Below are 13427 nucleotides of genomic sequence, written 5' to 3'. Positions count from 1 at the left end.
AATTTTGAAGTTCGACAATAGTCAACCTTCCGTCGTTTTTTCGACTTGTTTTTACAAACTCGTCAAAAGCGACCTTTATAATATATCATATCCATTCAGGCGATTGCAAGTCTTTTTTTTTAAAAAACTTTTCTCAATCGACATCATATCGACTGTTTTCGCCTGCCGGTCAATCGGCCGGAAGAAAAATATATCACACTCCATTAACAATTGCAACACTTACTCCCTCGGATTTTTAAATCAATGAATCGAGATACACAAGGCTCCGACGGGTCCCCTTCCGGGAAGAAAACGGTTCAAGAAAATGGGAGGCCCGAAGGCCTCCCTACCTTTTTCAACTATAATCCCGTCGCCTCTGCGGTTCCTAGATGATGAGCCAATTCCTCATGAATATGTCCGTTCGTAGCTAGAACATGTCTGACTCCCAAGTGATACGGGTTGCCGAGCGTATCCGTCACACGCCCCCCGGACTCCTGAATCAGCAGCGCTCCGGCAGCCATATCCCATGCATTCAGGCCGATTTCCCAGAAGCCGCTGAGTCTACCCGCCGCCACATAAGCCATATGCAGCGCAGCCGAGCCCGCAACACGAAGATTGCGTACATAAGGGCTGACGGCTTGAACGCCCTTCAAGTTGTGGGCCAGTGCGACTTTGCGATCGGCCGGGAAGCCTGTTGCAATCAAGCTATCGCGAAGCGCGGTCTCTGACGAAACATGCATTCTTTTACCGCGAAGATAAGCGCCCTTCCCCTTCTCCGCAACAAAGAGCTCGTTGTGCACCGGGTTATACACCACGCCCACAATAACCTCGCCACGATAAGCAAGCGCGATAGATACGGAGAAGAACGGGAAGCCGTGTACGAAATTCGTCGTACCATCCAGCGGATCGATGATCCACAAATACTCCTCGTCGCTTACTTGGGCCAGCGCCGCTTTGGACGCCTCCGGCCCGGGTTCGACGCCCTCCTCGCCCAATATAGCGTGGCTTGGAAAATGCGTATGAATCAACTTCCGAATCATCAACTCCGCGCCCTTATCCACTTCCGTCACAAGATCATGCGGAGAGTACTTTGTATGTAAGGTGTTGAAATCGCCGAGTTTGCTTTGAATCCATTCTCCGGTCTTGGAGGCGGTATTAATCGCTACCGCGGTAAAGCTTTTACTTCCGACGGTGAACGTCGTATCCTGATTCGGCATGAACCATCATTCCTTTGCAATTCGTTGGGTAGCCCAAGCTAATATGTACAGTATAGAGAAAATACGTTCAAAAGGCTACGTCGTTTCGCCTAAACATTAAGGAATTGTGTACAAATGGAAAAACCACCCGGGACGTCACTCGCTACGGATGGTTGTCATGTTCTTGATCGGTGGTTATACGCCAACAATATGATAACCGCTGTCCACATAAATCACTTCGCCCGTAATGCCGCGGGACAGATGACTCATCAAGAACAACGCGGTATCTCCGACTTCCGCCACATCGGTCGTACGGCGCAGCGGAGCTTTCTCCTCGACGGTACGCAGGATGGAATTGAAATCCTTAATGCCCTTGGCTGCCAGCGTCCGAATCGGTCCGGCGGAAATCGCATTGACGCGAATGTTGAACTGGCCGAGGTCGCTCGCCAAATAACGTACGCTGGCTTCAAGAGCCGCTTTGGCTACGCCCATGACGTTGTAATTTTTCATCGCGCGCTCCGCGCCGAGGTACGTCATGGTCATAATGCTGCCACCTTCGGTCATCAGAGGATGAAGCCTTTGAGCGACGGCTACGAGCGAATAGGCACTGATATCGTGAGCCAGTGCGAAGCCTTCACGCGACGTGCCTACGAACAGGCCTTCCAGTTCTTCCGTTTTGGCAAAAGCGATGCTATGTACAATACCGTGCAGCACGCCGAATTGGCCGCGCAGCGACTCGGCCAGCCGGTCGATATCTTCGTCGACGGTGACGTTGCAAGGCATGATGACGGCGTTCGGAATCGTATCCGCCAGCTTGCGTACCCGTTCCTCCACCCGTTCATTTTCATATGTAAACACTAAATTTGCCCCTTGGGCGGCTAAGGACTGGGCAATGGCCCATGCGATGCTGCGGTCGTTGGCGACTCCCATGACGACGATGTTTTTCCCTGCAACCAAACTCATAAATTCCGTTCCCCTCTCTACACCAAAAATAAAGCTCGTACTCGTTCTTCCTACTCAAAGTACTTCATTTCAGCTAATATTTCAAGAGCGCTTTTTGTCGGAAAATGCTGCCGCTAAAGCTCAAACGAGGCTTGCGTACGAATGGTTACGTCAGGCTCGTCCCGCACCGCAATCATGAGCTGCATCAGGGCGTCGTCTTTCATTTTCGCTTCCAGCATAACATCGAGGCGCGGCGTGACCGGGGCCACGGCGCGGAGGAAAGCGAGCAGTACCGGAGTTTCGATATAGTCGGCATGGCCGCGCGGATCTGTCTCGCTTCTCGGACTGGAGATGTGAACCTTCGGGGGCAGCTCCTCAGGCTCAGCTGCCGACTCGGGATCGCGCTGGGCTTTGCAGCCGCTCCAGGTCTGCCTGATCCGCGGCCACAGCGACTTCGCCTCTTGGCCGCAAGGATTCACTTGATCGTGGTGGATGTCCAGCACCATCGGCACCCCAACGGCTTCGGCAATCTCCAAGGTTTCAAGCGCGTTGAAGGTCTTGTCGTCGTTCTCAAGCGTAATTCTTTCGCGAATCCGTTCGGACATGGCGGCGAAATTTTGAATAAAACGGCCCCCGGCTGTTTCTTTGCTGCCGTAGGTGCCGCCGATATGAATGTTGCATTTAGCAGAGGCGTCCAGTCCCATCGCTTCCAAGACTTGTACGTGGCGCTCCAGATCGGCGTAAGATTTTTGCAGCACGTCTTTGCGCGGCGTACTGAGCACGGTAAAGTGATCCGGATGAAAACTGATCCGCATTCCATGCCGAATCGCATAACGGCCGACTTCCGCGAAATTATCGGCAAGACGACCGATCGGGTCCCAATCGCCGAGCTCCTCATGACCAATCAGGGGAATGAGCTTGGAGGAGCACCGGTACATCTCGATATCGTGAGCCCTGTTATGCTTTAGCAACCGCAGCGTATTTTGAATGTTCTCTCCGGCAATGCGTTCCAGCTTGCGCAAGGCGGCTGCGCGATCATCCAGTTTGGAGAAGTTGGCGTAGGTCATCGTTTTGGACGGGGAGGCATTCTTGACGGCCACCGACATGGCGACATAGCCGAGACGCACTAACATGCCAGTATCACGCTCCTGTTTGAAATATAGCTTACCCAACGTTGCCCGCGTTAAAAAAACTAAACACCCCTTTACCGATCCGGTAAGAGGTGTTTCCCAAAGTTATCCTTGCTCTCTGGAGCCGAAAAACATTTCGTGCGCGAGCGCCGTCTGCACGCGAGCTTCCTCATCGTTCAGCTTGCGCACAAGCTCCATCTCCACTTGCGTCACTTCTTCGCCTTGAAAGTTGATTTCCGCAATCGAGGCCAAGATCTTCACAATGGCAATCGCCCGGTTATCCGGCGTATACGCGATGACCTTCTGGCCGGTCGGAAAGACGCGGAAGCCGCTTTTGACCATTTTACCTCGGCCGTATTCCAGAAGTTCGTACAGTTCCTGCTCCGATTTGAACTTGCATACGGAATTGAACTCGGTTTGAAAACCCATTAGTCCGCTCCTTTCGCCCTAATACCTGCATGTAGCCTAAGCATAATGGATGCTTTCGGCAGAAAGCAAGTGCGGAGGAATTAGACGTCAAACGAATACTGAAGACGCTGCTTGTCGGCATGGCGCTGAAGCGCCAGCTGAATCAAATCGTCCAGCAGTTCGCCGTACGGCTTGCCGCTTTCCCGCCACAAGAGCGGGTACATACTGTAAGGGGTAAAGCCTGGCATCGTATTAATTTCATTAATGAACACCGCGCCATCTTCTTTGCGCAGGAAAAAGTCGACCCGCGACAAACCGGAACCGTCAACGGAAAGGAACGCGCGAATGGCCAGCTCGCGAATTTGGTCCGACGTCTCCCGTGGAATTTCGGCAGGAATAATCATCGACGATTTGCCGTCGATATACTTGGCTTTATAATCATAAAATTCGTTCGAGGATACGATCTCTCCTACGACGGAAGCCTGCGGTTCGTCATTGCCGAGCACCGCCACCTCAACTTCACGGGCGTTGATGAACTCCTCTACGATGACTTTACGGTCGTAAAGGAACGCCAGGTTGACCGCTTCAATCAGCTCTTCGCGCGTACGCGCCTTGCTGATCCCGACGCTCGATCCCAGGTTGGCCGGCTTCACGAAGCAAGGGTACCCGATGGACACTTCGATCTCCATGAGGAAGAAGGCGTTATCTTTCTCCCATTGCGTCTTAGTGAAATGACGGAACACGCACTGCGGCAAGCCCTCTTGCGCGAATACACGCTTCATCATCACTTTGTCCATACCGACGGAAGAAGCAAGCACCCCGGTTCCTACATAGGCGATATTGGCCATTTCGAGCAATCCTTGAATCGTGCCGTCCTCGCCGAATGTGCCATGAAGCAGCGGGAAAATGACATCGAACGGTTTACCCGCTTGGCCGGCCGTATCCGTCGCCGCTGTTGTTCGGGTTTGCGCCTGCTGAATCGAACCGAAAATCGGCTGGAGCGCAAAAGCGCCGGTCGATGCGGAGGGACCGTCGAACGTAAGCGCCTGCACCGTTTCCACCGGCCCCGTTAGTTGCGTCCCGGCGCGCCATTCGCCGGTTTTCGTTATGTAAAAGGGGGTGACCTCATATTTATTCAGGTCGAACGCCTTGATGACGGCAAGGGCGGTTTGCAAGGATACCTCATGCTCTCCCGATTTCCCCCCATAAATTAAGCCTACTCGAATTTTGTCGCTCATAAGAACCTCCGGATCGCATCTTTAAATAATGATGTAAGTGGAACCATCATGACGGGTTTCAATATAAATAATTTGCATGGTCATCGGCATAAAAGCGAAACCTAGGTAGGACGTCTCGTCTCCAAAGGCTACAACGAATCGGCAATATGGATGAAGCGATATCGCGTTCGTTCCGTCCATGCATGGGAATCGGTGTAGCTCCAATACCGGTGCTTGCTGCTTATCGTATGGGCGTTGACGAGCGGCATGCCGTTCGCGTCCTTAGCCGTGACGACGGTGCTGTGCTGGAATCGGCCGTTGCCGTCCCAGTCATAGCTGATGCAATCGCCGATGTCGAGGTCCTGCGGAGCAAAAACCTCTTGCCCGCGCAGACCGCGTCGGCTCGTCAGCAAATAAAAAGGCAAGCTGTTGGCGACGGACCAGCTGAAACTCCACAGCTCTTGTCCGCCGGCACGGCCTTTGTACCACCAGCCCGAATCCCTTTTACCAGTATAGTTCATAGGCGCTCCGCCTGCAAAGAGGCATTGAGACACATAATTGGTGCAGTCGACTTCAAACGTCAAAAAAGCGGGGTTCTCTTTGTCCCACCATAAATCGGCATAAAAGGCCGCCGCATATCGATTATATACGGCCCGCGCTACGGCGTTAGGCCATTCGGGGATCATATCGCGATTCAGAAACGGAACGGAAGGCGCGCGCATGTAGTCGAAGGACGAGCCGTCGTCTTCGGCCTCAAGCCACGCGCCAGGGGCCGCAGGACGAAGACGGAGAGCCTGCTCCGTCCGCAAAGCTTCGATCCTGGAGATCGACCAGCCGTCCGAATCGGCGAGCAGGATGAGGCGCTCCTTCTCGATACGACGCTCTTCATGAACGGTTTCCCGGATTCGCCCGAACTGTGTTCGCTTCAGCGTCACTTCCGCAATCGTGTGCTCGGGCTGCTCCGAAACCCGGTCGATCACGAGCCGCGTCTCGCATTTAACCGGAACGAGCTTGCGGTCGCGGTCGCTTTCCGCGCGCCGGGTCAGCTGTATATGCTGCCGTTGCAGGAAGGCGGTGTCCTGCACGAAGGGAAGCAGCGGGTCGACGGAATAATCAAGTTCCATTTGATTCCGGTGATGTACATATTCATAAAGGGTCGTTCTCCAAGACATGGTTTCCAAACCCCTTTCCTAATAGAAGAGACTTGATAAGGCGAGCGTATGATCGTTGAACCCGAAAGTAAGCATTCATTCCCATCGTATGCCTCGAAACAAGCAAAAATGATTCAAAACAACCTTTACGAAGAGGGGCCGCAGCATGTATACTGTAAGCAAGGCTAATTTGTGAAATTAAGTTTCATAACGTGAAACTTAGCGCACGCAGCTTTATTAAAGATGATTTAAGGAGGAAATGCCATCATGTCTAACAAAGACCAATACTCGGTCCGCAAGCAGCTGAACGTAGGCAGCCAAACGTACAACTACTACAGCTTGCCGGCGTTTGAAGAGCAGGGCCACGGCAAGATCAATAACCTACCTTTCTCCATTAAAGTGCTTCTCGAAGCGGCTATTCGTCAATTAGACGGAAAAGCGATTACGTCCGAGCACGTTAAACAAATCGCAAACTGGGCCGTGGAGCGCGACGCCAACAAAGAAATCCCGTTCATTCCCGCACGTATCGTGCTTCAGGACTTTACAGGCGTACCGGTTGTCGTTGACCTTGCGGCTATGAGAGATACAATGAAGCGCGCAGGCGGAGACCCGAAACGAATCAATCCGCTTGTACCGGTAGATCTCGTTATCGACCACTCCGTTATGGTTGATGCTTTCGGTTCGAAAGACGCTTTGGAATTCAACGAAAAAATCGAGTTCGAGCGCAATGAAGAACGCTACCGTTTCCTGCGTTGGGCGCAAACGGCGTTCGACAACTTCCGTGCGGTTCCGCCGGATACGGGGATCGTTCACCAAGTCAACTTGGAGTACTTGGCATCCGTAGCCGCTACCAAAACGGTTGACGGCGAAACGTTCGTTTATCCGGATTCCCTGGTCGGTACAGACTCACATACGACGATGATCAACGGCATTGGTGTCGTAGGTTGGGGCGTCGGCGGTATCGAAGCCGAAGCCGGCATGCTCGGACAACCTCTGTACTTCATAACGCCTGAAGTTATCGGATTCAAATTGACGGGTACGCTCGCAGAAGGCGCTACGGCGACCGACCTTGCGTTGACCGTCACGCAAATGCTCCGCAAGAAAGGCGTTGTCGGCAAGTTCGTCGAGTTCTACGGCCCTGGTTTGTCCAACATCAGCCTGGCCGACCGCGCAACCGTTGCGAACATGGCACCGGAATACGGCGCAACCATCGGTTTCTTCCCGGTTGACGCCGAATCCTTGAACTACTTGAGAAGCACAGGCCGCGACGAGAACCAAATCGCATTGGTCGAAGCTTACTATAAAGCGCAAGGCATGTTCCGCACGGACGCAACGCCGGATCCGGTATTCAGCGACGTGATCGAGCTTGATCTCGCTTCCGTCGTACCGAGCCTTGCCGGTCCGAAACGTCCGCAAGACCGCGTCGAATTGACGAACATGAAAGAATCGTTCAACAGCATCATCCGCACACCGATCGACAAAGGCGGATACGGCCTGTCGGACGAGAAAATCAGCGAAGTCGTCGAGGTACCTCATCCGAACGGCGAAGTCAGCAAAATGGGCACAGGCGCCGTCGTCATTGCGGCTATCACGTCCTGTACCAATACATCGAACCCAAGCGTAATGATCGGCGCCGGCCTCGTTGCGAAGAAAGCGGTAGCCCTTGGTTTGCGTAAACCGGGCTACGTCAAAAGCAGCTTGACGCCTGGCTCCTTGGTTGTCACCGAGTACCTGACCAAAGCGGGCTTGATCGAGCCGCTCGAAGCGCTCGGCTTCCACGTTGCCGGTTACGGCTGCGCGACTTGCATCGGGAACTCCGGTCCGCTTCCGGACGAAGTCAGCAAAGCGATCGCCGACAACGATATGACGGTAGCCGCCGTATTGTCCGGTAACCGGAACTTTGAAGGCCGCGTTCACGCGCAAGTGAAAGCCAACTACCTGGCTTCGCCGCCGCTCGTCGTTGCCTACGCAATCGCCGGTACGGTCAATATCGACTTGGCGAACGAGCCGATCGGTTACGATCAGAAGAACGAGCCGGTTTACCTGAAAGACATCTGGCCGTCTTCGCAAGAAATTCAGGAAGCGATCAAATCCGCGATGAGCCCTGAGATGTATCGTGCAAAATATGCGGATGTATTCCGTTCCAACCCGCGCTTCAACGCGATCGAAGTGCCGGAAGGCGACCTGTACTCCTGGGATGAGTCCACGTACATCGCCAACCCGCCGTTCTTCACGAATCTCAGCTCCGAGCTGAGCGACATTGCCGATATCCGCGGCGCGAAAACGTTGGCGCTGATGGGCGACTCCGTTACGACGGACCACATCTCGCCGGCCGGTAACATCAAGGTCGACAGCCCGGCAGGTAAATACCTGCTCGAGCACGGCGTGAAGAAAGAAGACTTCAACTCGTACGGCTCCCGCCGCGGTAACCATGAAGTGATGATGCGCGGTACGTTCGCGAACATCCGGATTCGGAACCAAGTGGCTCCGGGCACCGAGGGCGGCGTAACGACTTACTTGCCGACAGGCGAAGTCATGTCGATCTACGATGCTTCCATGAAATATCAAGAGCAAGGCACGAACCTTGTCGTTATTGCAGGCAAAGAGTACGGCACCGGCTCCTCCCGCGACTGGGCGGCTAAAGGTACGTTCCTCTTGGGCATCAAAGCCGTTATCGCCGAAAGCTTTGAGCGGATTCACCGCTCCAACCTCGTCGGTATGGGCGTGCTGCCGCTGCAATTCGTCGAAGGCCAAAGCTGGAAATCGCTTGGCATCACCGGCCGTGAAACGTTCGACATCGTGGGCCTCTCCAACGATGTGCAGCCGGGTCAGAAAGTAACTGTCAACGCTACGCGTGAAGACGGTACAACGTTCAGCTTCGAGACGCTTGCTCGGCTGGACAGCTACGTGGACGTGGAATACTACCGCAACGGCGGTATCCTGCAAACCGTCTTGCGTCAGATCATGGCGTAAAACGACATTAGCAAATAAAGAGGCAGCCCGATGGGCTGCCTCTTTATTATTTATACGGATAGAGCCGTGAGCTCCGATCCCTGCCAGAAAGCTATCGCAAGTTACTTCAGCATCTTCCCCATCCGCCGGGCGGTTTCCATCAGAAGCGGCGCCTGCTCCTTCATCTTCTCCACCGTCAACCGGTTGGAGGGGCCGGATACGGCCAGCGCGGCGACCAGCCGCTGGGCGCGGTCGAAGATTGGCGCGGATACGGCGGCGGCGCCGGGCTCGCGCTCCTCCACACTCGTGGCGTAGCCGAGTGTGCGCACTTCGCTCAGCTGCTGCAGATACGACTCGGAGGCCGCGGCAGGCGGCCATGTCGGATGGCGCAGCAGCGCCTGCTGCTCGTCGCTTTCGGCGAAGGCGACGAGAATCTTGCTCGACGCGCCGACATACAGCGGCAGGCGGGCTCCGATCGGCGCGACACGGCGGATCGCCTGATTGCTCTGCACGGCCTGCACACGCACACGCTCCATGCCGTCGCGGACATACAAGCTGACCGTCTCGCCGATCTGGTCGCGAAGCCGCTCCATCTCCGGCAGCAGGATGAGCGCAGGGTCGTCGCTATGCGTCAAATTCGCCGACAGCTCCCAAATGCTGAAGCCGAGCCGATACCGCTCGGAGGCGGGGTCGCGGATAACGAAGCCTTTCCCCTCCAGGGAGGCAAGCAGCCGATGCACGGTGCTTTTATGCAGCCCGACCCGACCGGCGATCTCCGTTAGGCTTAAATCCTCCGCTTGGGTAAAACAAAGCAATATATCTAACGCACGTTCTACAGCGCGAACCGTTAATTTACCATCTTCCATCCATTTCCCACTCCCCGAAAACCGGTTTCACTAGTTGAAATCTATTATACCCCATCTTTTTATATTTTCCTACTGGGTTCTTTCTATTACAGCAAGATTACAGAATGTTAACATTTTTCGCGCAATATTGACGACATGTACGCCTCCAGCTTAATATAAAAATATAAGTATGGAGCTCCGGTTACGCAGCCCATCCCTGTCAGCTTTGCTAACAGTCATCTCCGAGAAATGGGGGGGAACCTCTTGAAACCCGACTCTTTCACACCAGTACCTCTAAATTCCGGCAGTGTTGAAATCGCTTCCAAATCATTGCCATATATCCGCCGCCGCAAAGGCTGGCTTCTTGCGCTCTTATCCGTTCTACTGCTGTTGTTCAGCCTAGGCATGGCGTTTCATGCTTATATCGCTTGGACGCTGGCGCGACCGCATATCGACCCGCTCAGCTCCAATCCTTCTGCGGCGTTCGGCGCGTCGTACGAAGACGTCACGTTCCCCAGCCTGAACGAATCGTCAGAGCTTTCCGGCTGGTATATACCTGCGGTCAGCCGTCTGGCCGGCACCGATATCCAGCGGCAAACCATCGTCTTCTCTCATGGCTACGGCGGGAACCGCGAAGAAATATGGGTCCCCCTCTATGACCTGGCCAAAGCAGCGCATCGGCTCGGCTATAGCGTCCTGATGTTCGATTACGGGTACGTGCAGCCTCAATGGAACGTCACCGGCGGACTGCGCGAATCGCAGGAGCTGCTTGGCGCCGTAAAGTATGCGAAAGACCGGGGAGCCGAACGTGTGTACATATGGGGATTCTCCATGGGTGCCGGAACGGCTCTGCAAGCTTCTCTGCAATCCAAAGATATCGACGGCATGATCCTGGACAGCACGTTCGTGCTGGAGCCGGAAACGTTGTACCACAATATGAAACAAGCCGCTAATGTGCCGAAAATTTCTCAATCGCTCGTGCATATGTTTTTTCCTATCATCAACGGCGTCAGCTTGAATCAAATTCCGTACCAGAAGGTCAAAGAAACCGCCTATTCGATTCCGATCTTCTTCATCCACAGCAAGAAAGACGTCAGGGCGCCCTACGAAATGATCCAGGGCATCTTCACCAAGCAGCGCGCAGATTCCGGTTCGTCCTTGTGGCTGCTTGAGGACGACGGACACGAATTGATCTATCGGGCTCATAAGAAAACATATTTGCAAATGACGACCGGCTTCCTGAAGTCGTTGTCGACGGCGCCCGCCGACCCGATCAAATTCGGCACTTCCCGGTAATGCTGTTTAACATAACGCACAAGCCTCCTCGAATACAATAGTCTTGAAGCCCTCCGTTCGTCTGTGAACGATGGGGCGACGAGGCATATCCGAGGAGGTTTTTTGTTTATGCTGTATGTGTACGGGGCTCTTATGCCTTTGCGGGTGCTGGAGGAGATCCGTTTCTGGAAAATGCAAGAGAAGGAGCACACCGTTGTCATTCGCGAACTTGTGCCGACGCTGGAGCCACCCTATATCCAGCTGCTTGAACAATGGGAAAACGTATTCGCCCGGACGGAAGCCGCCGCAGGTCAGTGGATCGAAGCGATCATCCGCAGCCCGGCGCACATCCCGCCCTACACGGATGCGAAAGTAAACGAGCTGCTGCAGACGTCTGCAGCGCAATCCCAGGCATTCGTCCAGCAGTTGTTCCTGCTGCTCGACAAGAGCGCGCCGGTCAAAGCGGATCCGGTCGTTCGCACGGTTGTCATGCATATTATTCGGGAATCCGAATATTTCCTCGGCGTCCTGCACGCCGTTCAGTACTTGCCGCACCCCGGCTGGAGCTTGCCGCCGCATGACGATTACAGGGACTACGGGACTCCGCTTCAGCCGCTACAGCGGCCAGCGGCCGAGGAGCAGGCCGACCTTCTTCCGACCGGGCACAGAGAGCTCTTCGACGAGCCTGGCGCCGAGGAGCCGGCAACGCAAGAAGGAGCATGGTCGATGGGCCTCCGGCCAACCGGTTCCCAGAAGCCGGTGCCGATCGGCGGACATAAGCTGCCTCCCTTGCCTTACGCTTACAATGCCTTGGAGCCTTATATCGACGCCGAAACCATGAGGCTGCATCACGACAAGCATCATAAGAGTTACGTGGATGGATTGAACACAGCGGAGAAGATGCTGGCCCGCGCCCGTGAGTCCGGAGACTTCGCATTAGTGAAGCATTGGGAACGAGAGCTTGCCTTTAACGGCGCCGGCCATTACTTGCACACCATTTTCTGGAATGTCATGAAGCCCGGCGGGGGCGGCAAAGCGACCGGCCCGATCGCTGCCGAAATCAAAAAGTCGTTCGGCAGCTTCGAAGCCTTCCAGAAGCAGTTCAGTGCCGCGGCAGATAAAGTGGAAGGCGGCGGTTGGGCGATCCTTGTCTGGAGCCCGCGCAGCCACCGGTTGGAGATTTTGCAAGCGGAGAAGCACCAGAACCTGTCGCAATGGGATCTGATTCCGCTCCTGCCGCTCGACGTATGGGAGCATGCGTATTACCTCAAATACCAGAACGAGCGCGCCAAATACATCGAGGCGTGGTGGAACACCGTGAATTGGCAGCATGTGAACGACCGCTTCGCCGCCGCAAGCACGCTGCAATGGCCCCCGACTTGACGCTCAAGCAAAAAGGCCTTACAAGCGGGATAGCGCTTGTAAAGCCTTGCATCGTTCGGGTATGCTTACTAGTCCTTAATGAGCGCTAAAAACTCCGCGCGCGCCGGCGCATCGGTCCGGAACAAACCGCGTACGGCCGACGTAACCGTCTTGCTGCCCGGCTTCTTGACGCCGCGAGCGCACATGCACAGATGCTCGCCTTCGACAACGACCATGCAGCCGTGCGGCTCCAGCACGTCTACGATGATGTCCGCAATCTCGGACGTAATGCGTTCCTGTACTTGCAAACGCCGCGTCACGGCCTCGACGAGCCGGGCGAATTTGCTTAGGCCCGCAATTTTACCGCTCGGGATATAACCGATGTGTACTTTGCCGAAAAAAGGCGCCATATGGTGTTCGCATTGACTGTAATACACGATATCTTTTACAATGACCAGCTCTTCGTGCTTCTCGTCGAACGCAACGCCCAATATTTCTCTCGTGTCGGCATCGTAACCTGCAAAAATTTCTTCATACATCCGGGTTACCCTTGCCGGGGTATCCAGCAGCCCTTCGCGGTCTACGTCCTCGCCGATCAAACGTAAAATTTCTCGAATATGATGTTCGATTTGCTCCCGGTTGTCGGCAACCCGACCGTTTTTGTATTCTTTAGCCGGCATCGCATACTCCTCCTTCTTCGTCCGCCAGCTGCGGGGTTCAAGGGAGAATGCCCGCACGATCGTCCTTGGGGCTCAAACTAGGGACGAAACTTTTGATTTTTCATCATTTGCTGCATTTTTTGCATTTGCTTCTTATCGAGGTTGTACCCCATTTGTTTGGCCATCTGCTGCAGCATGGCAGGATCGCTCTGCATTTTCTCCAACTGCTTGCGCAAATAGGATACACCGATGAAAAAGCCCGCCGCTCCGCCTGCAATCAAGGCGACAACGGCCGTAATCGCGTACCACAT

12 protein-coding genes are annotated in these 13427 nt (G+C 54.5%); 3 read left to right on the top strand and 9 right to left on the bottom strand.

Annotation, left to right across the window (positions count from 1 at the left end; all coding sequences use genetic code 11):
- Positions 1–338: 338 nt before the first annotated feature.
- The 6 genes from PVA01S_RS19850 to PVA01S_RS19825 form a co-directional block, all read right to left on the bottom strand.
- The gene (locus PVA01S_RS19850; RefSeq protein ID WP_127609022.1) at positions 339–1196 is read right to left on the bottom strand and encodes an inositol monophosphatase family protein; all 858 of its coding nucleotides are present in this window, start codon (positions 1194–1196) and stop codon (positions 339–341) included.
- A gap of 174 nt (positions 1197–1370) precedes the next feature.
- Positions 1371–2138, bottom strand: coding sequence for an enoyl-ACP reductase FabI (gene fabI / locus PVA01S_RS19845; RefSeq protein WP_127609021.1), 768 nt, complete (start codon positions 2136–2138; stop codon positions 1371–1373).
- A gap of 113 nt (positions 2139–2251) precedes the next feature.
- On the bottom strand, positions 2252–3250 hold the full coding sequence (gene uvsE / locus PVA01S_RS19840) for a UV DNA damage repair endonuclease UvsE (protein WP_127609020.1): 999 nt from the start codon (positions 3248–3250) through the stop codon (positions 2252–2254).
- 102 nt (positions 3251–3352) lie between these two features.
- Complete coding sequence (locus PVA01S_RS19835) at positions 3353–3676, bottom strand: hypothetical protein (protein ID WP_054798461.1); 324 nt, start codon at positions 3674–3676, stop codon at positions 3353–3355.
- Positions 3677–3756: 80 nt separating this feature from the next.
- A complete protein-coding gene (locus PVA01S_RS19830; protein WP_127609019.1) occupies positions 3757–4893 on the bottom strand; it encodes a D-alanine--D-alanine ligase in 1137 nt (378 codons plus the stop codon).
- 128 nt (positions 4894–5021) lie between these two features.
- Entirely contained in the window at positions 5022–6044 is a 1023-nt protein-coding gene (locus PVA01S_RS19825) for an amidase domain-containing protein (RefSeq protein WP_127609018.1), read from the bottom strand.
- 246 nt (positions 6045–6290) lie between these two features.
- Between PVA01S_RS19825 and acnA the strand changes: the two genes are divergently transcribed.
- Positions 6291–8996 carry an aconitate hydratase AcnA gene (gene acnA, locus PVA01S_RS19820; RefSeq protein ID WP_127609017.1) on the top strand — a complete coding sequence of 902 codons (2706 nt, stop codon included), beginning with the start codon at positions 6291–6293 and terminating at the stop codon, positions 8994–8996.
- 101 nt (positions 8997–9097) lie between these two features.
- Here the strand turns inward: acnA and PVA01S_RS19815 are convergent, their stop codons facing one another.
- Positions 9098–9841 (bottom strand): IclR family transcriptional regulator, encoded by a 744-nt coding sequence (locus PVA01S_RS19815; RefSeq protein WP_054798460.1) that lies wholly within the window; start codon positions 9839–9841, stop codon positions 9098–9100.
- A 243-nt stretch (positions 9842–10084) separates the two neighbouring features.
- Here PVA01S_RS19815 and PVA01S_RS19810 point away from each other — a divergent pair, with 243 nt between their 5' ends.
- Together PVA01S_RS19810 and PVA01S_RS19805 are read left to right on the top strand one after the other, a co-directional pair.
- Positions 10085–11116, top strand: coding sequence for an alpha/beta hydrolase (locus PVA01S_RS19810; RefSeq protein ID WP_230876357.1), 1032 nt, complete (start codon positions 10085–10087; stop codon positions 11114–11116).
- A 108-nt stretch (positions 11117–11224) separates the two neighbouring features.
- On the top strand, positions 11225–12478 hold the full coding sequence (locus PVA01S_RS19805) for a Fe-Mn family superoxide dismutase (protein WP_127609016.1): 1254 nt from the start codon (positions 11225–11227) through the stop codon (positions 12476–12478).
- Between the two features lie 68 nt (positions 12479–12546).
- Here the strand turns inward: PVA01S_RS19805 and folE are convergent, their stop codons facing one another.
- Together folE and PVA01S_RS19795 are read right to left on the bottom strand one after the other, a co-directional pair.
- Entirely contained in the window at positions 12547–13137 is a 591-nt protein-coding gene (folE, locus tag PVA01S_RS19800) for a GTP cyclohydrolase I FolE (RefSeq protein ID WP_127609015.1), read from the bottom strand.
- 77 nt (positions 13138–13214) lie between these two features.
- Positions 13215–13427 carry a YneF family protein gene (locus tag PVA01S_RS19795; RefSeq protein WP_127609014.1) on the bottom strand — a complete coding sequence of 71 codons (213 nt, stop codon included), beginning with the start codon at positions 13425–13427 and terminating at the stop codon, positions 13215–13217.

The sequence above is a fragment of the Paenibacillus validus NBRC 15382 genome (assembly GCF_004000985.1).
In the GTDB taxonomy this organism is placed as follows: Bacteria; Bacillota; Bacilli; order Paenibacillales; family NBRC-103111; genus Paenibacillus_G; species Paenibacillus_G validus.
The sequence above is the reverse complement of the archived record's forward strand: the minus strand, read 5'-3'. Positions and strand labels throughout refer to the sequence as shown.

Excerpts from the sequence above, each read along its gene's own strand:
- PVA01S_RS19805 (WP_127609016.1), top strand. The coding sequence starts at position 11,225 with ATGCTGTATGTGTACGGGGCTCTTATGCCTTTGCGGGTGCTGGAGGAG.
- PVA01S_RS19825 (WP_127609018.1), bottom strand. The coding sequence starts at position 6,044 with ATGTCTTGGAGAACGACCCTTTATGAATATGTACATCACCGGAATCAA.
- PVA01S_RS19815 (WP_054798460.1), bottom strand. The coding sequence starts at position 9,841 with ATGGAAGATGGTAAATTAACGGTTCGCGCTGTAGAACGTGCGTTAGAT.
- PVA01S_RS19795 (WP_127609014.1), bottom strand. The coding sequence starts at position 13,427 with ATGTGGTACGCGATTACGGCCGTTGTCGCCTTGATTGCAGGCGGAGCG.
- fabI (WP_127609021.1), bottom strand. The coding sequence starts at position 2,138 with ATGAGTTTGGTTGCAGGGAAAAACATCGTCGTCATGGGAGTCGCCAAC.
- PVA01S_RS19850 (WP_127609022.1), bottom strand. The coding sequence starts at position 1,196 with ATGCCGAATCAGGATACGACGTTCACCGTCGGAAGTAAAAGCTTTACC.
- PVA01S_RS19830 (WP_127609019.1), bottom strand. The coding sequence starts at position 4,893 with ATGAGCGACAAAATTCGAGTAGGCTTAATTTATGGGGGGAAATCGGGA.
- PVA01S_RS19835 (WP_054798461.1), bottom strand. The coding sequence starts at position 3,676 with ATGGGTTTTCAAACCGAGTTCAATTCCGTATGCAAGTTCAAATCGGAG.
- uvsE (WP_127609020.1), bottom strand. The coding sequence starts at position 3,250 with ATGTTAGTGCGTCTCGGCTATGTCGCCATGTCGGTGGCCGTCAAGAAT.
- folE (WP_127609015.1), bottom strand. The coding sequence starts at position 13,137 with ATGCCGGCTAAAGAATACAAAAACGGTCGGGTTGCCGACAACCGGGAG.
- acnA (WP_127609017.1), top strand. The coding sequence starts at position 6,291 with ATGTCTAACAAAGACCAATACTCGGTCCGCAAGCAGCTGAACGTAGGC.